The organism is Hymenobacter terrenus (genome assembly GCF_000972495.1).
Taxonomy (GTDB): Bacteria; Bacteroidota; Bacteroidia; order Cytophagales; family Hymenobacteraceae; genus Hymenobacter; species Hymenobacter terrenus.
On the sequence record NZ_LATM01000010.1, the window covers coordinates 32,489 to 55,519 of the forward strand.

Sequence of the window (23,031 nt, forward strand, 5' to 3'; positions counted from 1 at the left end):
GGAAGTAGTAAGGGGGCCCGATGCCCCTTAATACTGCGCTTGCAGCTGTTGCAACCGCTGGTAGGTCTGCTGGGACTGCTCGTACTGGCGCTCTATCTCGCGGCGCAGGGTGCCCGTCACGGAACGGTCGCGCAACGCTTCCTCATAGGCTTTCAAAGCCCACTCTTCGCCGTAGACGTTGGACCCGAGCACGGCGGTTTCGCTGTAGCCAGTGACAGCCGCTTTGGCCTCCATCCAGGCCCGGTAGAGTTTGCCTTTGAGAGTGGTGCCGGTTTCCGGATCGTGCTGCTGCACGCGCAGGTAGCCGTTGAGGCGGATGGCAAACTGCTTGCTCTGGCCCGCCAAGTCCTCGTAATAGTTTCGGAGGTCGGCGTCCTGGCTTTCGCTGGCGGCGCGCCGGTACCCCTCGACGCGGTCGTTGACGAATAGCAGCAACTCGTGCAGAGTGCTGACCGGATTGATGGCCTTTCGGCGCCGGGCGGCTTTGCCGGGGCGCAACAAGAGCCAGCCAGCACCCGCTAGTAGGGCTCCGCCCACCACCTTTTGAGTGGTAGAAAGCTGGCGCCAGCCGCTGCCGGCTTGGTCGACCAAGCGCTTGAGGGGCGCGGGCAGTTCCTGGAGCGATGCAGGCAGGCGGACGCCTTGCGCCCAGTGCTGGGCCTGGGACAACAATGCAGCCGGGCTATTGGTAGCGGCGGCCGGTTCAGTGGCGCCATCGTTGGAAGTAGTGGCGGACTCGTTGGCGGGCTCAGGTTGCTCGTCGCCGGCTTGTGAGAGGGCAGCGGCGGAATCGGGACTGACGCGGGGGCTGTTGGGGTGGCTCATGGAAAGGAGAGTACGCGGAGAAGGCCGGGCCGATATAGCCGGGCCGGGTTCTCTTTCGCAGAAACTGACCGAAAGGTTACGGATTGAATACAAGCTGCTGAGGTTGGCAAGGAGCAGTAAGGGATTGAGGATATGGTATTTTCAGCAACCAACAAAAAAGCCCGGCACCGCAAGGTGCCGGGCTTTTGGTATCGAGTCAGCCGAAGCTTAAGCAGCTGCTTTCTCCCCGTTCTCACGGTCATCGATGGCCTTGCGCAGCTTAGCAATGGCCTGAATAGCGCGCTCTTCATCAAGCCGGTTGATGTTGAGCAGCATCTTGGTTTTCTCCGGACGAGTGATGACCGGGTGGTTCAGCAAGCGGATGATTTCTTCTTTCTGCGAAGCCGTAGCGTATTGTACAGGAGCAGCTTGCTCGGCGGCAACGGCTGGTACTTCAGCCGGCACTACCTGCATGGCAGGGACAGTCTGCTCCACGGCAACCGCAGGGGCGGGCGCGGCAACCGGCATGTTGGTATTATAGTCCATCTCTTCGGCAGGAGTGGGCTCGTAGCCAGCGGCGCGGATAATCCAGGCCAGGCAGTTGCGGTAGGCCTTGCCAATGGCGCGGGTCTGCGCCATGCTCATAATGGCGAATTCCTGATAGAACTTCTTGCCGCTCTCCTTATTCGAGCACACGGCAAAGCCGGCGCCCACAGTAGTCTGATGGCGGAGGTCGAACAGTGTCACCTTCGCTTGATACTTCAGTTCCTGGTCGCTGCTTACGTTGATGACGTGCTCCACGATGGGCACAATGCCCAGCCGCGAGCCAGCGTATTGCCAGCCTTCTACGTTCACAAACTCCTTGCCCTGCACATTCGTGGTGAGCTTGTTGTCCTTGATGAACTTAGCGAGGTCCTTCGCCAAATCCAGTGTTTCGTCGGAGCGGCTGATATCGTAGCTCTCAACTTTGACTTTTTTGGTAACGTCCTTGGTGGTTTTGGTGGCCTCGTTCATGGCGGTGTTATTTTTTAATGTGTCCAACTGATGTTCGTGTTTATAACCCAAAGGTAGTAGGAAACGTGCCAGAAAAGCCAAAAATATTGGTAAATTTTACCGTTGTATATCAGTAATTTAAATACAATAGCAAAATTTATTAAAACTAACGAGGTTGGGAAGCCGGGCTGTAGCCAAAAAATTAGCTTTACCAGACCATTTTGCCGGGGCTATTGGTTCCGCTACCGATAGGTTTGGCTGATTCGGTCCTGCTCGCCGGCAATTTCTGATGTAGCCGAAACAACCTTTTTGCAAAGCCCTCCGAGTAAGGGGTTGTATCCCCCGCCACAGGTGTGGTAGCCCGGTCCTCCACCGGAAATGCGTTTTGTTGACCCCGCTGGCCACGAGCCGAGTGGCAAGAAGTCGGCGCCGGCTTCCGCTACCAGCTCACCCTTGGGTGACAATTGCTCCTCCCTTTCTTTTCAGGCATAGCGCCTCGCTGTGCCTACTCATCCGGCCACCTTACTGGTTGTGCCAGGGACTTGCTATGCCTGTTTTTCAGTTAGTTGGTACTACACTTTTCTCATCTTTTTTCGACATCAACACTCACCATTCATGGCAAAATTCGATAATTTCATCCTGCGGCGCTTCCGCTCCCTGGGGTTGGGCCTGGCCTTGCTCGGCGCCCTCGCCGTAAGCGTTGTCGGCTGCAAGAAAGACTCCTCTGCGCCGGTCGAAGACCAAGACGTCGTGGCCACCGTAAAACTGGCTAACTCGGCCACTCTCGGCACATATCTGGTCGATGCGAATGGTAATACGCTCTACATCTTTGCCCGCGACGTGGATGGTGCCAACACCTGCACTAGTGCCACCTGCAACCCTTTATGGCCCGTGTATTACGAAGCCAACCTCAAAGTGCCAAAGGCCCTGAAGGCCTCAGATTTTGCCACCAAAACCACCGCTGATGGCCGCCCACAAACCACCTACAAAGGCTGGCCTCTCTACTACTTCGCCCCGGCTGTCGGCGGCGTTTACACCCGTGAGGCTTCCGGCGTAACGAGCGGCGATGCTATTGGCGGCGTCTGGCACGTAGTGAACCCAAGCCACGGCGTGGTCTTGGCCAACAAAGTAGTGGAGGATAAAACCACCCACGTCATGAGCGCGAAAACCTACCTGGCCGACGCTCAGGGGCGCACCTTATACTTCTTTGCCAAGGACAATGCCAGCCCCACCACGCAGCCAACCAACTGCACCGGCGGCTGCGCCGCTATCTGGCCTGCTTTCTACAGTAGCGTGCCAGCCGTGCCTTCTACTCTGAAAGGGAGTGATTTCGCTACCATCACCCGCGACCCGAGCACCACTGCCGGGCCGTATGGTACCACTACCAGCACCCGCGAGCAGTTGACCTACAAAGGCCGTCCGCTCTACTATTACGCTGGCGACAACGCCACTCGTGGCAAAGTAGAAGGACACAATCTCAATGATTCTGGTGACCAGTGGTTTGTTGCCACGCCCTGAGGCTAGGTAGCTAGTATTACAATCACAAGACCGTCCTGCCAGGCGAGTCGGAGTATCAACTACCTAGGTAGAGATGCTTCGACTGGCTCAGCAGGACGGTTGTTGTTATATCTGTACCCGGAAAAAGAAAACCTAGCCGCCTTCCAGAATATGCCCGTCGCGCATCACAATCTTGCGGTCGGCCATTTCAGCGAGCTGGTCGTTGTGCGTCACGATGACGAAGGTTTGGCCCAACTCCTTGCGCAGCAGGAAAAATATCTGGTGAAGCTCCTGGGCATTCTTGGTATCGAGGTTGCCGCTGGGCTCATCAGCAAAGATAATTTCGGGCGAATTGATGAGGGCACGGGCCACGGATACGCGCTGTTGCTCGCCGCCGCTCATCTCGCTAGGCTTGTGGTCGGCCCGGAATTCCATATTCAGCATGCCCAGCAACTCGCGGGCCCGTACGCGTACTTCTTTTTCGGAGCGGCCGGCCAGGTAAGCGGGCAGGCACACATTTTCGAGAGCCGTGAACTCGGGTAGTAGGTTGTGAAACTGGAAGATAAACCCAATGTGTCGGTTGCGAAACCGCGCCAAATCATTGCGTCCCAGTGAGCTGACTGACTCCCCATCAAATAGGACCTCGCCCGAGTCGGGACTGTCGAGGGTGCCCAGAATGTGTAACAAGGTACTTTTGCCCGCCCCCGAGGAACCGACAATGCTCACGATTTCCGACTTTTCAATCGTCAAATCAATGCCCTTGAGCACGTTCAGCGCATTGTAACTCTTATGAATATTAATAGCTTGCAGCAACGGCGGGCAGCGGTAAACGTGGATGGTGCGGTAGTGACAAAGCTACGCACAATCCGGGCGCAACCGAGCCGGACCTTATACGCAACCAAATCGGTTGGTGTAACAGGATTTTGGTAGTGCTTTGAGTTTTTCTATGAGCTTTCCCTTCTTTTCATGGCGCCGCTGGTGGCCGCTGGCTTCTGTGGTGTTGCTGCCGCTACTGGTTTGGTGGAGGTTGAACGGGGGCCTCAGAGAAAATGGTCCCGCTGCCCACCAGATGGAAGGCGAATTGGCTCTTGCAATCACGCCGCCGCAAGTAAGTACAACGTTTGATAGCACGCGGCAGCGGGGCGTGAGCTGGGTTGGCGGCGACTCCATTACGGCCGCCGATTTGGAGCCGTTGCACAAAGCCCACGTCACCTGGATTGCCCAAATGCCCTTTGGCTGGCAGAATGGTGTTGCTGAACCAGCCATTCGGGTGAGCACGGGGCGTCGCTCCAGCCGTTGGAGCCTGTGGGGCGAAAGCGACGCTGGCTTGGTCTATACCGCTCAACTGGCCCGGCAGCACGGCATTCGCACTTTGCTAAAGCCCCATCTGTGGGTGCGGGGCCGCAACGCCTGGCCCGGCGACATAAACATGACCACCGAAGCCGACTGGAACGCTTGGTTTGCCAGCTACTCCCGGTTTATACTGCACTATGCCCGAGTGGCCGAAGCGGCCCACCTCGATGGCCTGTGCATTGGCACCGAACTGTTGCATGCTACCGAGCCTGCCCACGAAAAGGCCTGGCGCACGCTCATCCGCCAGATTCGGCGCGTTTACCATGGCCCACTTACGTACGCGGCCAATTGGAGTGGCGAGTACCAGCAAATTCGGTTCTGGGACGTGCTGGACTACGTCGGCATTCAAGCTTATTTTCCCCTGAGCCCAACCGCCAATCCGCCGCTCGATACACTGCTGCGGGGCTGGCAGCCGCACTTGCGCGCCCTATCCGCTTGGCAGAAAAAAATCAAAAAGCCAATTGTCTTCACTGAAATTGGCTACAAAACCACCACTGATGCCGCCGCCCGACCTTGGGAATGGCCCGAGCGCATAGGTGCATTTAGCGCCCCCGATGAGGCTACCCAGGCCCGGTGCTACGAAGCCATGTTTCGGGCTTGCTGGGGCCTGCCGTGGCTTCAGGGCTTGTATATCTGGAAGTGGTACCCCGGCTTGGCGGCCGATGGCCCCGCCTGGCACCACGCCGATTTTACGCCCCAGCACAAGCCTGCCGAAGCCGTAATGGCCCGCTGGTACGGGCAGTAGCCGGCAGCAATGTATCCTGCAAAGTGGCATGCAGCCTTTGCTGCGTGGGCGAGCGCAACGAGCATCTTGCGTGAGCCCGATTCCGTTAGTTCGTTGCGCTCGCCCACGCAGCAAAGGCTGCGTGCCACTTTGCAGGATACATTGCGGGCTGAGTGCAATCCCGGTGCGCCGCCGTACTTTCGCGGCAACAACGGCCGGCAGCGGGCCACCAATTCGTATCACCACCCCTTTACCATTTTTATGAACATTCACGAATACCAGGGTAAGGAAATCCTGAAAAAATACGGCGTGCGCGTGCAAGAAGGCATCGTGGCCGATACGCCCGAGGAGGCCGTAGCCGCCGCCGAGAAACTGACCGCCGACACCGGCACCAGCTGGCACGTCATTAAGGCGCAAATCCACGCGGGCGGCCGGGGAAAAGGGGGCGGAGTGAAGCTGGCTAAAAACCTGGAGCAGGTGAAAGAGCTGGCTGGCAACATCATCGGCATGCAGCTTATTACCAAGCAAACCGGCCCCGAAGGCCGCAAAGTGCACAAGGTATTGGTAGCTCAGGACGTGTACTACCCCGGCGAAAGCCAGCCCAAAGAGTATTACATGAGCGTGCTGCTGGACCGTGGCACCGGCAAAAATGTCATTATCTATACCACCGAGGGTGGCATGGACATCGAGGAAGTAGCCGAGGCTCATCCCGAGAAAATCCACCGCGAGCACATTGACCCTGCCGTAGGCTTGCAAGGCTTCCAGGCCCGCAAAATTGCCTTCAACCTGGGCCTCGAAGGCGAGGCGCAGAAGGAAATGGTGAAGTTCGTAACTGCCCTCTACAAGGCGTACGATGAAACCGATTCCAGCATGTTCGAAATCAACCCCGTGTTGAAAACCTCAGACAACAAAATCCTGGCCGTTGACGCCAAGGTGACGCTGGACGAGAACGCCCTCTACCGCCACAAGGATTTCGTGGCCCTGCGCGACTTCAACGAGGAAGACCCCCTGGAAGTAGAAGCCAGCCAGAACAACCTGAACTACGTGAAGCTCGACGGCAACGTGGGCTGCATGGTGAACGGCGCTGGCCTGGCCATGGCTACCATGGACATCATCAAGCTTTCGGGTGGCGAGCCTGCTAACTTCCTCGACGTGGGCGGCGGAGCCAACGCTCAGACCGTAGAAGCCGGCTTCCGCATCATCCTGAAGGACCCGAATGTAAAGGCTATCCTGATTAACATTTTCGGCGGCATTGTGCGCTGCGACCGGGTGGCCAACGGCGTGGTAGAAGCTTATAAAGCCATCGGCGACATCCGTGTGCCCATCATTGTGCGCCTGCAAGGCACCAACGCCGAAGAAGGCGCCCGCATCATCGACGAAAGCGGCCTGAAAGTATCTTCGGCCGTGCTGCTGAAAGATGCCGCCGCCCGTGTGAAAGAAGTGCTGGCGACTGCGTAGCTTATATACGAGTTAACAATAAAAAGGCCCGCCTGAATCGTCAGGCGGGCCTTTTTATTGTTAACTCGTAACGGAGAGTTGTTCTCCTGTGTGTGCTGTTTCGTTTGGCTCCCCTCTCCTTGGGCGAGGCACTGGGGGTGAGGTTTCTCTAGCCGCGCTGTATACACTACCTGGAGACAACTACTGTATTTATTTCCCCTCCGCGACGCCGACGTTTTCTTCGGCTTCGACCGGTACGGGGTTGCCCAGCACGCGCAGTTCTACTTCCATGTTGCCGCGGGTGCCTACGGAGTAGGGGCAGATTTTGTGAGCCTGGCGCACCATTTCAATGGTTTTCGCTTCGTCAAATTTCTTCAGATCCACGTCCAGAATGGCACTCAGACCGTAGCCTTCGCCTTCCTGAAAAAGTGTGACGGAACACTTAACTGAGCTTTCCTTATCGAGCGTGTCGCCGGCGCGCTGAGCCGTGACGAGCAGCGCCTGCTGAAAGCACGAGGCGTAGCCGGCCGCAAAAAGCTCTTCGGGATTAGTAGCACCTTTTTTTCCGCCCAAGCCTTCGGGAACGGACATTTCCATGTCAATCACGCCCGTGGCGGAGCGCACGTGGCCGCTGCGGCCACCTACGGCCGAGGCATCGGCCGTGTACAGAGTCTTTTTCATAAACAAAGGTGAAATGGAAGTTTTAAAGCGAAAGAACTGTTGTCTTAACTGGATTCTGAGCTCTTGGGTTGTGTTGGTTGCAGAGAAGGAATGAGGAATTTAGTGTTACAATTTGGTCGCCTTCGCTTTTGAGGCTACTTTTGCAGTCCTATCTCGTTCTGGTGATGTCGTACAACGGATAGTATGAGAGTTTCCGAAGCTCTTGATCTAGGTTCGATTCCTAGCATCACCACTAAAAAGCCCCTTCACGCAATGTGGAGGGGCTTTTTTCATAGTCTAGTACCATATGAGTACCGGAACGGTGGGAGAGGATGCCCGGGTACTCCACTAGTCTCTGGTTTCTTCAGGCAGTAGCGAAGCTGGTCGCTATTATTCTGTAGCGCGTGGTAACGGGCTACTTGTAGCTTTCGTAAAGGTAGTAGAATCTATTCAACACCTTCACATGCAAGTTACTATCACGCTTCCACCCGATCTTATATCCACGCTCGTTGAAACGATCACCTCTGAAATCCGGCGCGAATTAGCCGCGGCTTCGGCCACTACAGCCAAAACCAAGGCCGCGACTGCTTTACTTACCGTGGATGAGCTGGCCAGCCGGCTGAAGCTGCACGAAAAGACGGTCGTGCGCTATATCCGCTCTGGTCGCATCAACGCGTCGAACCATGGTACACTGGCTCGGCCAGCCTACCGGGTGGCGGAGGCGGATTACGAAGCGTTCTACAAAGCCAATCGCGCGCGGTAGTAACGGAGCGGGGTTACTCTTGTGGTTCTGGGATGGCGGAGTGAATCCAGCCTCTGGGTATTCTTTCATCGAGCCACGCAGTGAGGGCGTCACGCATTACGGTGCCAGAGTGGGGGTACTTTTCTAAATACTCGTGTAGAATTCCTTGATTTTTCGAGGTTACTGTGTACCCACGACTCTTGATATACTGGTACACGAAATAGTCTACCTCGTAACGTTGGTCTTGACCAAATGCGACCCGAATGCGGTCTATCTTCCCTCGGTAGTTTTTGTTATCACTCATTAGGGTAGAAGGTTAGTTGAAGTAACAGGTTACATGAATTTGGTGAGTCAGGAAGCGTTATTCGGCATCGACTTCGTCAAGCATTGAAATGAACACCTCGAAGTAGCCTCCCAATGCATCCAGGAAAACGGAAGCATCCCGGTTGCCCTCTAAGTTACCCGCTTCAGTCCATCCCGATAAACGGTCCAATGCGTAATCAATCTCATCGACTTGGCCGGCTAGGCCCTGACGGTCGCGCCAAGATGGGTCCTTCTCATCCAATGCTTCCTTGACCTTGGCGTAGTAATCCCGAACTGTTTTTAGGTTCAGTTTCGCCAGTGGATGCCCGGTGTGTATACCATCGAATATTTTAGAAATATGGTAGCTGTGTGAACCTGGGATAATATTCCGGATAGATTTGGGAGCCATATACCTTGATCGTCTGAGAGTAGAGCTAAAGAGTCCCTAAGCTACATATTAAAACCGGGATAGCTATTGACGTCCCTCTCACTCCGCTGCGCTACGTTCACCGCTTCGCGGGCGGTACTACACGCTACGCCTATACAATCAATCTTTTGGTAGTGTTGGTATTCAGGTATGGGATCCCATACCTGAATACCATGCGGACAAATCTCATATCATAATAGGAAAAGGCGACCATCGGTATTCAGTACGGTTTCACCTGACAGGCTTCCCTATGATATTGGATTTGTCCGCACGTAATAATCCTATGCTGGACTTTGTAATGTTCAAGTAGTGAAGTCCACCTAATCAAATAAAAAATATTATTGATAGAAGGGCGAAAACACGGTCGGAAATTATTTTCAATTCTGTAGATTGGTCTTGTATGGAATCTGAAAAAAATATTTACCAGACATAAGGGAGGATCCCTATTTAGTTCGAGGACCAGCACCTCATTAAAAAAGCTGGCGGCCGGGGGGTGGTTTTAATGCGTCCCACCCCCCGGGTTCCACCGCCCCCGGTGGCCCGCTTCGAACGCATTGCCTGGCTGGAACCCGGGATATGCACTAACTAATTACAATACGCATAATCATGTCGCTAGAACCTGCAGCAGGACGCCCTCAGCCTCGTCGCAACAAATCTTTTGAAGAAGTACGCATTATCGAACGCGAACTTGGAAAGCTAAACGTGCTGCAAGGCTCTGTAGAGGAGCAGAATAACATTATCCATACGCGGGCCGAGCGAAGAAAAGCAAAAGACGCAGAACGCAAAGCCGCCAAGCGTGCGAAAGGCAAGATCATCGAGCAGGAGGCACTGCTGAGCAAATCTGGCATCGAGCAAACCATCCGGGAAAACTTCTTCGCGGAGTTTCCGGACCGCAAGCTTCACAAGCACCTCCACCGATTCTTTCGATTCGTCCACTCGGTCATCCTGGAGCACCACCTAAAACAAGCTGTTGATTCCGAGCTACTCGAAATCAAGGGTTCAGTGTTAGGTGCACATGTTGGCTTTGACCTTCCATTTAGTTATAAGGTGGTTCGTGAGCGCCTTGAGGCTTGGTCTGTCTTGGAGGTCCATCATCAGTGGTCACTCGCTACAGAAAATGAGGTAGGACATTGCAAGTCGTACAGGATAGGTGCCACCTTCCAAGGTGCTGAACTGACGTTCACCTCTGTGTCCAAAACCAAGAGTCGGGCCGTCCAAAACCAGGAACTGCGTGAGAAGCTAGTAACGCTGAAAAGCAAAGGCTATGACCCGCTCGTACTAAACGAATCGGCGCCTCACCACTTATGGCATAAAAAGAATTTAAATCGCCTCACCATCGACCAAGAAGCAGCCTTTGCGCGCATTGACGAAATGGTTGGCCAAGCCTATCCACTTCGTCCTAAGCGCGTGAAAGAGGGTAATCACTACGTAATTAAGGCTGACCGTACCTGCACCAATGAAATTGGTCAGCTCTATAAAGAAACCATTTTGATGTTAAATAAGCGGGCGGAATTAAGCCAGGCGGAAGGCAAGCTGAGCGAGACCAATGGTCGATTCAATACCGCGTTCACACGCTTATTCACATGTGGTCGTGACTACACCAAGCTAGATGGTCATCGCATCAAAATGGTTTCGCTCGATTTGGCTGCGAGCCAAGTGTTTTTGCTGCTACACAAGATGCGCCAGACGCCGATTGGCCGCTCTAACACGGAGGCCATCGACCAGTTTGCAGCTAAGGTTACCAGTGGCGATTTCTACGAGCAAATTCTGAGCGAAGTGAAACAACAGAGTGACCTGGAAACGCCAGCCACGGAAGCGAAGGTGGAGTTTTTCCGGAACGTGATGTATTCCAAACAACATCGCAATACTCCTTATCGTCGTGCTTTTAGCAAGGCATACCCGATTATTAACCAAGCACTGATGGAAATCGTGGAGACCGGTAAGGTGACGGATAATGGTAAGAAAATATACCATAATCTGGCTATCGAACTGCAGCGGGTAGAAAGCAATTTATTTCTCGAAACAATGCTTCCGCGCCTGCACGACAAGCTCGGTGAAGACGTATTTCTTACTACCGTCCACGACTCCTTTTATTGCCTTCCTGAGCACGTGGCGACAGTGGCCCGCATCATGCGCGAGGTCCTATTTACCGCAACTGGCCATGAGCCCACGATTAAGAAAGATGGTAAAGTATACCACGTCGAAACCATTCAAACTGTCACCACCCCAATGTTAATCCCCATGCCCACCCCCAACCAAGAACCCCAACCTATTGAATTCCGCGGCCAGGTACCCGAGCCCCGGGGCCACATCCGCGTTTACCGATCCTACGACGAGCTACCAGAGAAGTGGAAAGCCATCCTGGCCGCCGGACCGACCCCGCCGCTGGCTCACCTTGCGCAAGCCGCCTAAAATGGCACCCAACAGTAGAAAGGTATAATAAGATGGATGCGCTGTAGCTTTGCAGTCTCCTTTCACCTTTATATCTTTCTACCGATGGGTGCTATCTACGCCGAGCTGCACATCGCCGGCAACGTCTATCCCCTCATCACCTGTACCTATGGGGTGCACCAGGCTACCAGTGAGCGGGGCCGGGCCATCGAGCGGGTCCGCCACGGTAAGATGGCCTTGGTCCTGGATGTGCCGAACGATACCTTCCTCGAAGCCCTGGCGGCAGCGCACGCTACCCATTACCCGGCCGATGTTATCTTCTTCGACAGCGCCGGGGGCAGTGCCATCGAAACGGTGAGTATGGCCACGGCCTACTGTACGGGCTATGAGGAGGAGTTCGAGGAAGGCAAAAACGGGTCCTACGTGGCTTACGTGGAGCTGACCGGACCCGGTGGTTTCACGATGAAGATCGGTGGGCCCGCCGCCGCGTTTGTGGCGCCTGCGGCCCGGGACCATGGCACCCCACCCGTGGCGGCACTGCTCAATGCGGCCATTGGTGGTCAAGCAGCGTCTTCTCCCAGTGGCCCCCGCAAGCTTGTCTCCCCGGACGATGTACCCCCGCACCTGCCGGCCCCTATTCCCAATCCTTCACCCGACCACGCTCAAGTGCATCTGAGCCAAGCCGAGTGGGCTGCCCTCATCGAAGGCAGGTGGGAGCGTAATGATGCTTCCAAGAAGAAGAAATTCAAGCTGCTTCAACCGTATCACAATTCGGAAATTCACGTTGCCGGCGACCCCTTCACGTATCGGGTGGGCGACGATGGGCGGGTAACGGACGTGTATGATGCTCAGAACCAGCAAGCTTATAATGTTACCGGCACCCGCAAGGGCTACCAGCGCATCCCGCTCACCTTGGGAGGAGAGCCAACTTACGCCGGAACCGAACACATGTTTCCGGTTACGGGAAACCAGAAGAATGTAGTCCAAATTAAGATGGTGGGCCACCGCAAAGGAGACACCAAGGCGGCCAATATCGCGGCAGGGTTGGAAGACTTGATAGCGTCACAAAACAGGGACTTGACCCAACCACCCAAGGGCTACACCTGGCACCACCGCGACGATTTTAATCCGTATTCCAATCCGCCACCTTACGGCACCTGCACGATGGAATTAGTAGAAGATAAAGCACATCGGGGAACGTTTGAACATTTTGGCTCGTGTGACCAATGCAATGAACACGTCGGACGTAAACTTTATAAGTAGACTATTATGACACCCTCTCCTCTGGAAACCAATCCTTTCGTCGGCACAGAGCAGCCCGCTACCCCGGCCGACCTGGAAGCTATTGAGCAGCAGTACGGCTTTACGCTGCCGGAAGATTACAAAGCGCACTTGTTGCGCTACAATGGCGGGTGGCCCAAGCGCCGCACGTTCGTGGAAGTACAACCGGACGGGGAACAGGTGGAGCGCGACATTAGTGATTTTTATTCCGTGGGTCACGGAACGGGGACGCTGGAGGAGAGTCTGGAAGATTTGTATGACCAGCTGCACCCCGACCTAGTACCTTTTGGCAGCGAAGCAGGCGGCGACCAGTTTGTTTTAAGCGTGGGCCCGCAGGATTACGGCAGTGTCTACTACATCGGCCACGAATTCTATAAGGCCCCCGAGTACGAATACGACGAGGAGACCGACGAATCGACCCCGCCCGCCCCGCTGGATTATGGTACGGGCGTGCACTTCCTGGCCCCTTCCTTCACGGCCTTTCTCGACGGGCTGGTTGAAGGTACGCCGGTCTAGTCAACAAAAAGGCTGGACCGATATTTGGTCCAGCTTTTTTTGTTGATAACAATTTGGTAATTAATATTATAACTCCTAGTCAACCAGCTTCCTTACCAAAAGGAAAATGGCAAACACACAGCTTGCCACTATAAGACTTTGCTTTAATTCCTTGCGGGTTTTAGCATCTGCGCCCAGGGCGCCAGCGCCAGCGTCCACTACGTTGATAAGGCTGAGCGCTGAGTTAATATCGCGTCCAGCTGATTGTAAAGAAGAAAGAGTAGAGGTATGCTTTGTCATATTTTATAAATTAAAGGTTATTGTACTGTTGACCTTATTCAACACCTGTGCCAAACTTTTAACCAAGGCCAAGCCGCCAGCGTAACAGCCAAGGCGGGGCTTTTCGTACATTAGTTTCTCGAATCGAATAAGCCTGTATGTCGCCATATCTACCTGCAATTCCAACTGATTCGCTTCACAAGTTTGTCGCCATCGCGGGGCTGGTCTTGGCAATCGTGCCGCCTGCCTATTTGTGGACATTGTCCACAGAAAACGCCTTGGACGCCATCCACTTGTCTGCTGAGGTCAAAATAGTCGAACTCAAATACAAAAACCTTCATCAAGAATCTCAAGCCCTCATCGCCACATACCGCCAAATTACTCGCCGAGCGAATACTTTGAAAGCCCCGTCCATGCCCGTTACATCGGCGCAGCGGCTGGCGTTGCTGAACCAAACAGCAATGGACAGTGCCTCTGCTGCGGAGAAACAGCTACACGAACTTGAGTATCAGTCCAAAATAGCACTCATTCGCGTAAGGGAAAAGCAGGAAGTGTTGTCATTCAAGCAGACGCTGGTCGATATTTTCCGCGATGCTTCTTGGTCATTCGTCTTCGTTGGGTCAATTATCAGCTTCATCGGCTTCGCCTGGTGGTATGGAAAAGAAGGTGCCCCCCACTGGGTCAAAAATCCTGCGCCTCTACAGGATTCTACTGTCTTTGGGAATAGTAATCAAAAAGATTGACTTAGAGCTGCGCAGGACGAAGGAGGACCCCTATTTAGGGCGAACCTAAATAGTTAATTCCATCATGGAAACCCTTCAGCTCACCTCCGCCACCACGATCCAACTCAAGAACGGCGACCACACTACCACCACCAAACTCGAAGGTTACTTCAAAGGCCTGTTCCAGACACAGGATACCCTTAGCGATTTCCCGGCAGCACTGGACCACGTGTGGCGTATCAGCTACAGCCGCAAATCCGATGCCGTCGCCGCGTTGAAAAAGAACTTCGTGGAAGGCATTGATTACCAGGTTTTACGGCAACTTCCGCAAAACCCTCTGGGTGGTCGTCCAGAGGACGTTTACTACCTGAGCGTCTCATGCTTGGAATACTTTGTGGTTCGCCAGAACCGCGAGGTCTTCGACGTGTACCGCGCGTGTCTCCAACTCGTTCGCCAGCTGGCCACCAAGACTATGCTCCCGGATTTCTCAAATCCAGCTGCGGCCGCACGGGCCTGGGCCGACGAAGTAGAGGCAAAGGCACTGGCACAGCACCGCGCCGAAGAGGCCACGCAAAAGCTCATCGCCACCAGCGCACGTGTCGTGGAGGTACAGCACGAGCTGGCGGTCGTGAAGGAAGAAGCGCGCGAGAATCAGGTAGTGGTCGACACGCTCACCAACTCAGACGACTGTCTGTCGTTCCAGGATGTGGCGGCCCGCCTCAACAACAAAGAGCTGGGGCGGACCAAACTGATGCGCCAGCTGCGTAAGGACCGCATCCTGATGCAGGACAACCAACCGTACGCCAGCTACTTGCAGGCTGGCTATTTCAAGGTGGTCAGCCAGGTGTACGACACCAACAGCCACGGCGCCAAGCTCACCAAGACCACGAAAGTGACAGGCAAAGGCCTCACCTGGCTTGCCAAAAAATACGGGATGACCCTGCCGGCCTAAACAAAAAAGCTGACCTCTTTCCTACCGAGGTCAGCTTTCTTTTGTCTATTCTTTTCGTCTGCGAAAGAGGCCTACTAGCCAGACCAACAGTGTAATAACAGCCCCGACGGCCAGCAACTGACCCGCTCGCTGGAAGTTTGCCCGGGCCCGGTTCAACCACCCGAATAGCCCCGTTTTTTTCTCTTCTACGACTCGCGTTTTGGTAATGGTATGTCGTATCGTTTTGGTCGTATCGGTAGCCGTCACGGTGGTATCCCGGCCCTCGGCGACAGCCTCGATGTGGAAGGCAAGTGGTGCACCAATCTGCGAGCTGCGACGCACCTTGTACAAGACGCGACCAGACTTGCCAGCGACAACGACGCCATCCGGTTTGGTGGCGGCCAGTAGCTCAGTGAAGGTATCTAGTTGCTGCGCAGGTGAGGCGACAGAATCCCGGGCCAAGGCCAGCCGGACCGCACGGTGGTGCACGGTCACGGTGGAGTCGGAGGTGATGGTGGTGGATTCCTTACTCGTTCGGCACGAGCTCAGGCACAGGAGCACGATCAGGAGCGGCCACAGGAGATTCAGTTTGTGTAGGCGTAACATCTGGAAGAGGGGATTGGGGTGAAGTATTGCCGGGCCACAGACGAGCGACCACGGTATCGAGGTCGGTTATTTGTGACAGGTATTTTTGCATTTTGGCGGGTACGATCCGGGAATCGATTTGTCCCAAGTTTTCCGCGATGGAAATGAATTCAGTTAGAATGAAGCCAATGGCCAGCACGTCCTGGATGTGCAGATAGGCGAGGATCTTGTACCATTCACCCATATGGTGGCCACACGCGATGAGACCGCAGCGAGCCACCAGGTTGAAGAAGAAACGTTGGAAGGTGAACGAGTTGAATTCCTTTCGTTTAATGGCCTTCAGCACCCCGGTTATCCAGTCCAGAAACATGAAGAACACGAGACCATATACCACGTGCGGGTCGCTATGAATGAAGCCCGCGGCCGCACTCGTCCAGGTGACCAGGCTGGAAATGGCCACAGTAGTCAGCCACGACTTGGAAAAGACGGTGGTCCACAAATCGTGGAAATTAAGGAAGCCAAAAATGAAACGTTTCAAGGTCGCGGTGGGGTAGGAGGGGCCATTTCCTCCTTGAATCTTTTTTCGCTGAAAGAGCGCTTTTTTAGGCGCGGGACGGGCGAGGTAGGCTACTTAGTGGCACACACCTCCAACCAACACCACCATGGCTAAGACCACCAACACCTGCACTTACCAACAGCAACTCCGCGACCTGCAGGCTGATCATGAATCACTTACTACCGATTTTCTTGCTGTGTGCGACGATCTGAGACTGGTGACTGACAGGCTGTTACAGGTCAATGCCTTCCTGCAGGACCCCGACGTCGCCAAGCTATTGCGGGAGCGGGAACACGAGCAGCGCGTCCTGCAGACCATCGCTAACTGTTAACGAAAAAAGACCCACTCATCGGTGGGTCTTTTCTTTTCCCTAATTTAAATCACACTCCATTTACGAAGGTTGAAAGTAGCCCGTTACCGACTCGCTTAAACTTTTGTGGTTCTCACCCAGGTGATTGTCGTATCGTCGGCCGCCAGCATGGCCTCGTAGCGGTAGTTGGTATCGAAGAACTTCTGGCCCACCGCACCACCTAGCCCGGTTGCCTCGCCATTGGTGTAAACAGCTTGTGTTACAGCAGTTTTTAGACCGCTCGGGACCTTGTAAAGGTCTGTGAGGTCCGGCTTGATCACGTTGCGGCGGTCTACAATCGTAATCCCATTTGGTACCGTGGCGGGGACCGTGGTAAGGCCGCGCAACGTCACAGTGACGGGATTCCCAGACGGGTTTGTCCAGCTGCTGATGAGCGTGTCGCGCAGCTCAACGTTCTGTACGCCACCAGTTGGCACGTCAAATTCCAACTTGGCAACGCTACCACCACTCACACGTGCCCCACCATTCGCTACCAGCGCCAAGGTACCCAGCCCACCAACCTGGCAACGAACTAGTTGAGATACAGCTAGTCGTACCCCCGTGGCCAGACTGATAAGGAGAGGGTCTGGTGTGGTTGCGATAATACCGAGCACGCCGCAGGCCGGCGTAGTGGTAATGGCATTGTCGACGTTGATAGGGTTGAGGAAAATGCTGGAACCCGTCAGCGCGGCTGGGCCATTTAGCTCGGCTTCCTCGTTCGTCGCGGCCGTAACCGCATTGGCCAGGCTGGTGTAGCCTACCAGCTCGGAGGTAAATCTGGACGTATTGTACGCCGCGCTGTTTAGTCGTAATTGAGGAGAGCTGGCAGCCAGGCTTTCCAGGTCATCCAGACGATTGGAGGCGTTGGTATTGTTGCGATCAATCGCGGTCTGCAACTCATCGTACACCAGCGCCACGACTTCGACAGATGGCGCAGCGTCAGCCACACGCGGAAACAAGCCACCAACAATTTTACTATCTACGTAGTCCTTGCTAACACCTCCTTTTAGTGGAGTCCGGAACCAGGTGGCAATACGCTGGTTACCAAAGAGAAAACACTCATAGATGTATTCTCCCGCAGGGTCTGCGAATTTCCTGGCAACGTGCGAATCCACTGTACCCGGCAAAAACACGTCAGGTGTGGATAAATCGTTGGGTCCGAACTGGCTTATTACTTGAGCCTGTTTATCTGGTACAGTGGTAGCGTAAACGTAGTTAGGCGTTAACAATACTGAACTGTTAACTAACATACCATCCTGTCCAAACTTCAAGATGGTAGTACTGGTACCCAAACCATCCGGAAACGGCGTCTCTACAGTAATTTCTCCATCACCAAACACATAGGCACCAGTGGTTGTCATGTTGTAGAACACCAGATTACCTTCGCCACCAGTAACCTGGAAATCTGGACCAAATTGCACTGTGCCAGTGACTGGCTTACCTGGATCAGTTCCAGATAGCTTCAGGAAGTCGCCAGTGGGACCACCAATGGCACCCAGGTACTCCTTTAAGTCCAGCCAGTTGCTGTTGTCCTGCAAGGCCGCCTGGCGCTCGACATCGCTCATCGCCTGGTAGGCGGGAATGCTGAGAATGTAAATCTGATTGGTTTCCTGCACGCCAACCAGCATGAGGTGGCGACGCTGCCCGGAGCCCTGACCATCGAATTCGATGCTGGCCTTCGCGGGAATAGCGTCGCGCTCAGCCAAGGTCGCGAGCGTGCGGTAGCCACCCACACCCAGGTAGTCGATATGGGTACCGAATTTGGCCGCGGGGTTACCATTTGTGAGCGGACCACTGACAAGCTGTCCAACAGGATACGACATAAGGAAGAGTGTTTCCTCCTTGAATCCCCAAACCGGGGATGGCTTAGGACAGTTGTCCCGTGCCACCCCCGGTTTGGGCCACGGCCGTGCCCGCAGTGGCCACCGTGACCGTCACCGTGGCGGTTCGGATATAGCTGTCGATCGCGTTGGTCAGGCCATCAATAAAAACCTGGCGACCTTGTTCACCATCTTCGTTGGCCGCGAGCTGGTTGAAGAGCGTGGTGAGCTGCGCTTTGAGCGTGGTAGGTAACAGAGGCATGGTTACGCGTTGAAAAAGGTGTTGAAGCGATTCTTAATCTGGCTGAGCTGCACGGCGTTAATTACCTTCAGCGAGGCACCTGAGTTGGTGGCTACCTTCAGGTTAATCACCTGATCGATGAAGTCGACGAGCAGCGTTTTAAGCGACTCGCCGGCCGCGGTTGACAGCTCGTAGGATTCAATCTCTCCGAGCTGGGAGACGTAGGCCTCATCCTTCGATAAGTAGGAAACGATGACCACTGAGCCCTGCTTGGGGTAGGCTACCATGCCGTGCCCGGCGCCGGCCTGTAGGCGCACACCGAGGAGGTCTGCGCTATCGTCAAGAGGTTCGCAGTCAATGGTCTTAGTGTCCTTATTGACCTTGGTTACCCGAGCTGGGGTGCAGAATAAATCGGCATTCGGATTAGCCGCCAGCGCGGCAATCATGTCACGTATCGAATCCATAGGGTTAGCTTAGTCGACGGTCGATGTGGATGGATTGGCGGTAGCCCTCGCTGCCGAACTGGCGGGTTACTTTCTGCACTTGGTAGGTGCCGCTGCGCTCGGGCATCACGTCATCGGTTAACTGTACCGCGTCACCCTGGCGCACGTAGGGGCGACCAAACGTGGTGAAGGAACCTTCGAGCCCGGCAAAGTCGTACTTGGCCGCCGCGGCGGTAGCCAGGGCCTGGAGGTCCGACTCGCTTTCGTTATAAAAGAAGAGCTGCACTACCTGGCCGTCAGCCGCCCCCGCCTCTTTGGTAAACTGTTTGTTGTCGGGAAGAACGCAGGTGGCCTTGATTTTCACCTTGCGTTCATCCCGCGACTTGAATTGCAGGTCATTATCAATCACATTTTCCCGGAAGGTCAGCGGGATGGTCTTACGATAGGAGCGGTCGGAATCTGAATGGGTATAGGCGAAGCCCACGTACAGCACGCCGCCCCGGAAGAAGCACTGGATACCGTACTTCTTGCGTAGCTCCTCGAAGACCTGGGCGCCGGTGGCATTCGAGATGCGGAACTTGCCTAACCCGAGCTGAGCGAAAGAATACAAGACCCGAGGCCTTTTGGCTGCCGGGATTTTACTAATGAGCATATCAACCAAAGCCTTGACGGTGACTTGCTCGTACGTCTTTTTCACGCTGAACTGCTTGAACAACCACATCGGGTCCTCGCACTTGATGACGAGAGGGATGGTGGTTTTCACGTTCGAGACGTAACCCTGGAAAACGGTGTCGTAGTTGAAGTCATAACCCAGCTCGATGGTCACTTGGTCCCCAACCCGGAACACCGCCTGGCTGCCGTTCACGGCGGGCTTGCCGCCGATACTCAGCTTCTTAGGTAGCGTGATAGTGGCCGTCGAGGTGAGGTCCTTCCACGACTCTTCAGTTTCCACCTGCGTGACGTAGGTCGTTTGATAGTTACCAATGGTAAGGCGGGAGGTGAGGCGATACATCAGGTGGGGTTTCCTCCTTGAATCCCGCGGGCCCGGATGGCTTCCCGCCACGAGCGAGACCCCCTATTTATTTTGTATTATATTTTTTAAGTTGAATACTTTTACTTATATTTGCAGTATAGTTAAACATTAAATATTTTTATAATATGAAAAGAATAATTAGTTACGAGGAATGGATTACGGACAATGTTGATACAGGTGACTATGAAGAGGTATATGCCTTATATGATTCTGTAGAGAACCTGTCTAGTGAAGGTGGTTTTGAGATACAGCCCGGACGTAAAAATGATGGTGAACAACATCTGTTGACTAGTATGGCACAGGAATCCATGCTGATAATTGCGTCAGACAAAGCAAGGACTGCCTTACTCAACCATATTCGTGTGAAATACATGGATGATATGGATGCAGATAGCTATCATCTTTTTCACAGAAGATTGGAGGAAGATAATTAAAATAAAGCCCTGAATTCAGCAGCGTTAGTTCAGTTTTACCAACTCCACCGGGTTATCTGACAGGCAGTTAATATCAAATAGCTGGGTGTTGGTATAGCCCTCGCGTTGTGGCAAATTGTAGTCAGTGACTACCAGTGAGTAGATGCCATATTGAGCGAGGTAATCGCTCGTGACTGTCAGTGTGACTGGTGCTTTTAATATCTTCATCAGTTGCTTGACCTGAGCCGTCGGGTAGGCCGTACCGGCGGCATTGACCAGGGCCCCGCGCAGGCTGACCTTATAGTCATCGTCCGCGATGTATTCTTTCACCCGGCCATTGCGGCCACTCAGGGCAGTGGTGACGATGTTCTTGGTCAGGCTCACGTCGACGAGTACAGTGTCCAAGGTAATCATCGCCCGGTTCACCTTGGCCTTCTCATACTTCCCCGAGACCTCGTTGAATTGCTCGACGTCGTACGGTTCGTACTCCAGCTGGATTTTCGCCACTACGGGCTTGCCCGCGTACAGCTCCACATTATCGCGCGAGGTCTGTGGAACGTCGCGCTTATCGGAGGGCTGGGAGGGATATGTTCCGGCATTGAAGAACAGCACGGTACGCAACTGCTGCCCGAACGCCCCCAGCACCAAATCGAGTTGTGGTGCTGGGGTTCGGGGAGGATTGGTAGGGATAAGGATGTCGGTGATAGCCATAGTTTAGTTCTGGTTAGCAAGGATAGAGACGTCGTTGATGGCGGTGAGCAGTTCTTCCTTCAGGGATTTGCTGGCCATCGAGTTGGCTTCGCGCATGGAGCTCACGTGCTGGGTTTCAACGCCCACCAGCTTGTCGATTTTGATGGTAATGGTAGTGAGCTTGGTCCCCGCGACGTCGCCGATTTTGGTACTCAGCTTGGTGTCTGTAGACGATTTGGTGCCAGCCCCAGCAGCACCCTTGCCACCAGCAGCAGCCCCAGCCGCGGCCTCATCCTTCTTCTGGAAGAAGTTGGTGAACGAAGGAGCCTTGTCGTCCCAGGCCTTATAGGTATCCTTGTTGGCAAGCACTTCCCCGGGGGTGAAGGCAATCTTACCCAGCCCGGCGGCGATGCCTTTGATGTCACCTTTGAGGATGGATTGAATGGTATCGGCGATGCCACCAAACACGCCCTTCGCGATGTCGGCGATACCTTTAAAGATGATTTTGATGACGTTGTAGGTCTTGAGCATGATGGTCTGGAAGGTCTGGTTGGTAGCCGCGAACTCCTTGAAGGCCAAGAAAATACGGGCGAAGTTCGAGTAGAAAGAACCCAGCACCTCGCTCACTGATTGGATGATGGGACTCACCAACTGGACGGCCCCGCCAATGCCATTGAAGACACCCTCCAGTGTCTTCCCAACGTCAGCACCCACGCCCATTGACTCCCATACCTGGGAGATGGAGTCGATAACTGGCTGAACAGCTATGCGTAGCGGCTCGAAGATGGCGCCAAACTTGGCCTTGTTGGTTTGCACCCAGCTCAGCACCTCGTTGAGCTTGTCGAGCATGGTCGACAAGAAGGGTACCTGGCCTTCCCCGGCATCGCTCATCATCTGGGCAATGGTGTCCTGCAGGTTGCTCCACTTGCCCGTGAGCGTGTTGGACATCTTCCCGTTCAGGTCACCCCATTTGCCCTGCGTACCACCTAAACTTTCGAAGTATTTATCGAGGTCCCCAAACGAGAGCTTGCCTTGCTCGCCCAATTTGCGCAGGCCTTGCACGTTGGTGCCCAGCTGCTTGGCAAAGTCCTGCAGCGGAATCTTGGCGTCGGCCAATTGGTTGAGGTCCTCGCCCTGAATCTTGCCGTTCCCTCGGTTTTTGACGTAGAGGCTCGTCAGCTCACCCAGGTTCTTGCCAGTGGCGGAACTGATGTTACCCAGCGTGGTGAGCTTCTTGCCCATCTCGTCCGTGGTAAGGCCGGCCCCTAACAGTTGCTGACCATACTCTAACAATTCGGTCTTAGCAAATGGCGTCTTGGTGGCCAGTTTCGCTACGACATCGATTGCTTCCCCCGCTGCTTTCGCCGAGCCCGTGAACACCTCATAGCGGACCCGGGTCGCTTCCATGTCGGCCCCAGCGCTGATGATGCTCTTACCGAACGAGACCACCGCACCGATTGCGAACGCGCCGGCGGCCATGCGGGCTAGTCCACCCAAGGCCCCACCCATCGACGAGCTACCCTTTTTGGTTTCCTCCTGTGCGCCCTTGAACTTGGCCACGAAGTCGCTCACCGAGCTCGACGCGCGCTGGAGCGGGGCGGTCAGGTTATCCTTGAGGTCTAGTGCGAACTGGACGAGATTCATCGTGGAGGCTTTCCTCCTTGAATCCCGTGCCAGCAGATGGCTTACTCCACAAAAAAGCTCTCACAGTCAACTAGCTGTGAGAGCTTTTCTTAGCTGTCCTAGCAATTAGAAAAAGTATGATGAAAGGAATGATGGAAAATATGATGTATTCGTAGGGCTACGCCAGAAAAGCGCTATTACCTTTGACCCACTCGCGTTACCAAGTCCCCAGACTAACG

At 54.5% G+C, this 23,031-nt stretch carries 25 protein-coding genes and 1 tRNA gene; 12 read left to right on the forward strand and 14 right to left on the reverse strand.

What is annotated here, in order from left to right; genetic code table 11:
- Window positions 1-27: 27 nt before the first annotated feature.
- Together WX88_RS27675 and WX88_RS13850 are read right to left on the reverse strand one after the other, a co-directional pair.
- Window positions 28-825 (reverse strand): ferritin-like domain-containing protein, encoded by a 798-nt coding sequence (locus WX88_RS27675; protein WP_052732683.1) that lies wholly within the window; start codon window positions 823-825, stop codon window positions 28-30.
- A gap of 207 nt (window positions 826-1,032) precedes the next feature.
- Window positions 1,033-1,818 (reverse strand): hypothetical protein, encoded by a 786-nt coding sequence (locus tag WX88_RS13850; RefSeq protein ID WP_046245100.1) that lies wholly within the window; start codon window positions 1,816-1,818, stop codon window positions 1,033-1,035.
- A 594-nt stretch (window positions 1,819-2,412) separates the two neighbouring features.
- On the opposite strand from WX88_RS13850, the gene WX88_RS13855 reads away from it, so the two are divergent.
- Window positions 2,413-3,315 carry a COG4315 family predicted lipoprotein gene (locus tag WX88_RS13855; protein ID WP_046244989.1) on the forward strand — a complete coding sequence of 301 codons (903 nt, stop codon included), beginning with the start codon at window positions 2,413-2,415 and terminating at the stop codon, window positions 3,313-3,315.
- A 132-nt stretch (window positions 3,316-3,447) separates the two neighbouring features.
- Here the strand turns inward: WX88_RS13855 and WX88_RS13860 are convergent, their stop codons facing one another.
- Window positions 3,448-4,107: an ABC transporter ATP-binding protein gene (locus tag WX88_RS13860; protein WP_046244990.1), complete on the reverse strand. Its 660-nt coding sequence runs from the start codon at window positions 4,105-4,107 to the stop codon at window positions 3,448-3,450.
- A 133-nt stretch (window positions 4,108-4,240) separates the two neighbouring features.
- Here WX88_RS13860 and WX88_RS13865 point away from each other — a divergent pair, with 133 nt between their 5' ends.
- Both WX88_RS13865 and sucC read left to right on the forward strand, forming a co-directional pair.
- Window positions 4,241-5,392 carry a glycoside hydrolase family 113 gene (locus WX88_RS13865; RefSeq protein WP_052732684.1) on the forward strand — a complete coding sequence of 384 codons (1,152 nt, stop codon included), beginning with the start codon at window positions 4,241-4,243 and terminating at the stop codon, window positions 5,390-5,392.
- 240 nt (window positions 5,393-5,632) lie between these two features.
- Window positions 5,633-6,829, forward strand: coding sequence for an ADP-forming succinate--CoA ligase subunit beta (gene sucC / locus WX88_RS13870; protein WP_046245102.1), 1,197 nt, complete (start codon window positions 5,633-5,635; stop codon window positions 6,827-6,829).
- A 189-nt stretch (window positions 6,830-7,018) separates the two neighbouring features.
- On the opposite strand, the gene WX88_RS13875 is transcribed toward sucC, so the two are convergent.
- Window positions 7,019-7,489 (reverse strand): Ohr family peroxiredoxin, encoded by a 471-nt coding sequence (locus tag WX88_RS13875; RefSeq protein ID WP_046244991.1) that lies wholly within the window; start codon window positions 7,487-7,489, stop codon window positions 7,019-7,021.
- A 160-nt stretch (window positions 7,490-7,649) separates the two neighbouring features.
- On the opposite strand from WX88_RS13875, the gene WX88_RS13880 reads away from it, so the two are divergent.
- Together WX88_RS13880 and WX88_RS13885 are read left to right on the forward strand one after the other, a co-directional pair.
- Window positions 7,650-7,721, forward strand: a tRNA-Arg gene (locus tag WX88_RS13880).
- A gap of 210 nt (window positions 7,722-7,931) precedes the next feature.
- Entirely contained in the window at window positions 7,932-8,231 is a 300-nt protein-coding gene (locus WX88_RS13885; RefSeq protein ID WP_046244992.1) for a helix-turn-helix domain-containing protein, read from the forward strand.
- 340 nt (window positions 8,232-8,571) lie between these two features.
- On the opposite strand, the gene WX88_RS13895 is transcribed toward WX88_RS13885, so the two are convergent.
- Window positions 8,572-8,922 (reverse strand): hypothetical protein, encoded by a 351-nt coding sequence (locus tag WX88_RS13895; RefSeq protein ID WP_046244994.1) that lies wholly within the window; start codon window positions 8,920-8,922, stop codon window positions 8,572-8,574.
- Window positions 8,923-9,546: 624 nt separating this feature from the next.
- Between WX88_RS13895 and WX88_RS13905 the strand changes: the two genes are divergently transcribed.
- The 3 genes from WX88_RS13905 (at window position 9,547) to WX88_RS13915 (ending at window position 13,128) form a co-directional block, all read left to right on the forward strand.
- Complete coding sequence (locus WX88_RS13905) at window positions 9,547-11,352, forward strand: hypothetical protein (RefSeq protein WP_156176129.1); 1,806 nt, start codon at window positions 9,547-9,549, stop codon at window positions 11,350-11,352.
- An 84-nt stretch (window positions 11,353-11,436) separates the two neighbouring features.
- On the forward strand, window positions 11,437-12,594 hold the full coding sequence (gene tssD / locus WX88_RS13910; protein ID WP_046244997.1) for a type VI secretion system tube protein TssD: 1,158 nt from the start codon (window positions 11,437-11,439) through the stop codon (window positions 12,592-12,594).
- A gap of 6 nt (window positions 12,595-12,600) precedes the next feature.
- The gene (locus tag WX88_RS13915; RefSeq protein WP_046244998.1) at window positions 12,601-13,128 is read left to right on the forward strand and encodes an SMI1/KNR4 family protein; all 528 of its coding nucleotides are present in this window, start codon (window positions 12,601-12,603) and stop codon (window positions 13,126-13,128) included.
- 75 nt (window positions 13,129-13,203) lie between these two features.
- Here the strand turns inward: WX88_RS13915 and WX88_RS13920 are convergent, their stop codons facing one another.
- The gene (locus WX88_RS13920) at window positions 13,204-13,407 is read right to left on the reverse strand and encodes a hypothetical protein (protein ID WP_046244999.1); all 204 of its coding nucleotides are present in this window, start codon (window positions 13,405-13,407) and stop codon (window positions 13,204-13,206) included.
- 137 nt (window positions 13,408-13,544) lie between these two features.
- On the opposite strand from WX88_RS13920, the gene WX88_RS13925 reads away from it, so the two are divergent.
- Window positions 13,545-14,129 carry a hypothetical protein gene (locus WX88_RS13925; RefSeq protein ID WP_046245000.1) on the forward strand — a complete coding sequence of 195 codons (585 nt, stop codon included), beginning with the start codon at window positions 13,545-13,547 and terminating at the stop codon, window positions 14,127-14,129.
- Window positions 14,130-14,193: 64 nt separating this feature from the next.
- Window positions 14,194-15,060, forward strand: a complete 867-nt coding sequence (locus tag WX88_RS27680) for a phage antirepressor KilAC domain-containing protein (protein WP_052732685.1) — start codon at window positions 14,194-14,196, stop codon at window positions 15,058-15,060.
- A gap of 45 nt (window positions 15,061-15,105) precedes the next feature.
- Here WX88_RS27680 and WX88_RS13935 read toward each other — a convergent pair whose 3' ends face one another.
- Entirely contained in the window at window positions 15,106-15,600 is a 495-nt protein-coding gene (locus tag WX88_RS13935) for a hypothetical protein (protein ID WP_156176130.1), read from the reverse strand.
- The gene (locus WX88_RS13940; RefSeq protein ID WP_156176131.1) at window positions 15,566-16,162 is read right to left on the reverse strand and encodes a phage holin family protein; all 597 of its coding nucleotides are present in this window, start codon (window positions 16,160-16,162) and stop codon (window positions 15,566-15,568) included. Before WX88_RS13940 ends, WX88_RS13935 begins: the two co-directional genes overlap by 35 nt.
- A gap of 124 nt (window positions 16,163-16,286) precedes the next feature.
- Here WX88_RS13940 and WX88_RS13945 point away from each other — a divergent pair, with 124 nt between their 5' ends.
- On the forward strand, window positions 16,287-16,511 hold the full coding sequence (locus WX88_RS13945; protein WP_046245003.1) for a hypothetical protein: 225 nt from the start codon (window positions 16,287-16,289) through the stop codon (window positions 16,509-16,511).
- Between the two features lie 95 nt (window positions 16,512-16,606).
- On the opposite strand, the gene WX88_RS13950 is transcribed toward WX88_RS13945, so the two are convergent.
- The 4 genes from WX88_RS13950 to WX88_RS13965 are packed head-to-tail and all read right to left on the reverse strand — an operon-like array spanning window position 16,607 to window position 20,045.
- Entirely contained in the window at window positions 16,607-18,352 is a 1,746-nt protein-coding gene (locus WX88_RS13950) for a hypothetical protein (RefSeq protein WP_052732686.1), read from the reverse strand.
- 43 nt (window positions 18,353-18,395) lie between these two features.
- Window positions 18,396-18,611 carry a hypothetical protein gene (locus tag WX88_RS13955; RefSeq protein WP_046245005.1) on the reverse strand — a complete coding sequence of 72 codons (216 nt, stop codon included), beginning with the start codon at window positions 18,609-18,611 and terminating at the stop codon, window positions 18,396-18,398.
- A gap of 2 nt (window positions 18,612-18,613) precedes the next feature.
- On the reverse strand, window positions 18,614-19,054 hold the full coding sequence (locus tag WX88_RS27685; RefSeq protein ID WP_156176132.1) for a hypothetical protein: 441 nt from the start codon (window positions 19,052-19,054) through the stop codon (window positions 18,614-18,616).
- Window positions 19,055-19,058: 4 nt separating this feature from the next.
- The gene (locus WX88_RS13965) at window positions 19,059-20,045 is read right to left on the reverse strand and encodes a hypothetical protein (RefSeq protein ID WP_046245006.1); all 987 of its coding nucleotides are present in this window, start codon (window positions 20,043-20,045) and stop codon (window positions 19,059-19,061) included.
- Between the two features lie 146 nt (window positions 20,046-20,191).
- Here WX88_RS13965 and WX88_RS13970 point away from each other — a divergent pair, with 146 nt between their 5' ends.
- Window positions 20,192-20,500, forward strand: a complete 309-nt coding sequence (locus WX88_RS13970) for a hypothetical protein (RefSeq protein ID WP_046245007.1) — start codon at window positions 20,192-20,194, stop codon at window positions 20,498-20,500.
- 24 nt (window positions 20,501-20,524) lie between these two features.
- Here WX88_RS13970 and WX88_RS13975 read toward each other — a convergent pair whose 3' ends face one another.
- Window positions 20,525-21,190 (reverse strand): DUF6046 domain-containing protein, encoded by a 666-nt coding sequence (locus WX88_RS13975; RefSeq protein ID WP_156176133.1) that lies wholly within the window; start codon window positions 21,188-21,190, stop codon window positions 20,525-20,527.
- A gap of 3 nt (window positions 21,191-21,193) precedes the next feature.
- On the reverse strand, window positions 21,194-22,813 hold the full coding sequence (locus WX88_RS13980) for a tape measure protein (RefSeq protein WP_046245009.1): 1,620 nt from the start codon (window positions 22,811-22,813) through the stop codon (window positions 21,194-21,196).
- Between the last annotated feature and the right edge of the window lie 218 nt (window positions 22,814-23,031).

Bases quoted from the DNA above. Each gene is read 5' to 3' on its own strand.
- WX88_RS13915 (WP_046244998.1), top strand. From the start codon at position 12,601: ATGACACCCTCTCCTCTGGAAACCAATCCTTTCGTCGGCACAGAGCAG.
- WX88_RS13980 (WP_046245009.1), bottom strand. From the start codon at position 22,813: ATGAATCTCGTCCAGTTCGCACTAGACCTCAAGGATAACCTGACCGCC.
- WX88_RS13850 (WP_046245100.1), bottom strand. From the start codon at position 1,818: ATGAACGAGGCCACCAAAACCACCAAGGACGTTACCAAAAAAGTCAAA.
- WX88_RS27675 (WP_052732683.1), bottom strand. From the start codon at position 825: ATGAGCCACCCCAACAGCCCCCGCGTCAGTCCCGATTCCGCCGCTGCC.
- WX88_RS13885 (WP_046244992.1), top strand. From the start codon at position 7,932: ATGCAAGTTACTATCACGCTTCCACCCGATCTTATATCCACGCTCGTT.
- tssD (WP_046244997.1), top strand. From the start codon at position 11,437: ATGGGTGCTATCTACGCCGAGCTGCACATCGCCGGCAACGTCTATCCC.
- WX88_RS13950 (WP_052732686.1), bottom strand. From the start codon at position 18,352: ATGTCGTATCCTGTTGGACAGCTTGTCAGTGGTCCGCTCACAAATGGT.
- WX88_RS13965 (WP_046245006.1), bottom strand. From the start codon at position 20,045: ATGTATCGCCTCACCTCCCGCCTTACCATTGGTAACTATCAAACGACC.
- WX88_RS27680 (WP_052732685.1), top strand. From the start codon at position 14,194: ATGGAAACCCTTCAGCTCACCTCCGCCACCACGATCCAACTCAAGAAC.
- WX88_RS13955 (WP_046245005.1), bottom strand. From the start codon at position 18,611: ATGCCTCTGTTACCTACCACGCTCAAAGCGCAGCTCACCACGCTCTTC.
- WX88_RS13970 (WP_046245007.1), top strand. From the start codon at position 20,192: ATGAAAAGAATAATTAGTTACGAGGAATGGATTACGGACAATGTTGAT.
- WX88_RS13865 (WP_052732684.1), top strand. From the start codon at position 4,241: ATGAGCTTTCCCTTCTTTTCATGGCGCCGCTGGTGGCCGCTGGCTTCT.
- WX88_RS13855 (WP_046244989.1), top strand. From the start codon at position 2,413: ATGGCAAAATTCGATAATTTCATCCTGCGGCGCTTCCGCTCCCTGGGG.
- WX88_RS13875 (WP_046244991.1), bottom strand. From the start codon at position 7,489: ATGAAAAAGACTCTGTACACGGCCGATGCCTCGGCCGTAGGTGGCCGC.
- WX88_RS13975 (WP_156176133.1), bottom strand. From the start codon at position 21,190: ATGGCTATCACCGACATCCTTATCCCTACCAATCCTCCCCGAACCCCA.
- sucC (WP_046245102.1), top strand. From the start codon at position 5,633: ATGAACATTCACGAATACCAGGGTAAGGAAATCCTGAAAAAATACGGC.
- WX88_RS13925 (WP_046245000.1), top strand. From the start codon at position 13,545: ATGTCGCCATATCTACCTGCAATTCCAACTGATTCGCTTCACAAGTTT.
- WX88_RS13945 (WP_046245003.1), top strand. From the start codon at position 16,287: ATGGCTAAGACCACCAACACCTGCACTTACCAACAGCAACTCCGCGAC.
- WX88_RS13905 (WP_156176129.1), top strand. From the start codon at position 9,547: ATGTCGCTAGAACCTGCAGCAGGACGCCCTCAGCCTCGTCGCAACAAA.
- WX88_RS13920 (WP_046244999.1), bottom strand. From the start codon at position 13,407: ATGACAAAGCATACCTCTACTCTTTCTTCTTTACAATCAGCTGGACGC.
- WX88_RS27685 (WP_156176132.1), bottom strand. From the start codon at position 19,054: ATGGATTCGATACGTGACATGATTGCCGCGCTGGCGGCTAATCCGAAT.
- WX88_RS13895 (WP_046244994.1), bottom strand. From the start codon at position 8,922: ATGGCTCCCAAATCTATCCGGAATATTATCCCAGGTTCACACAGCTAC.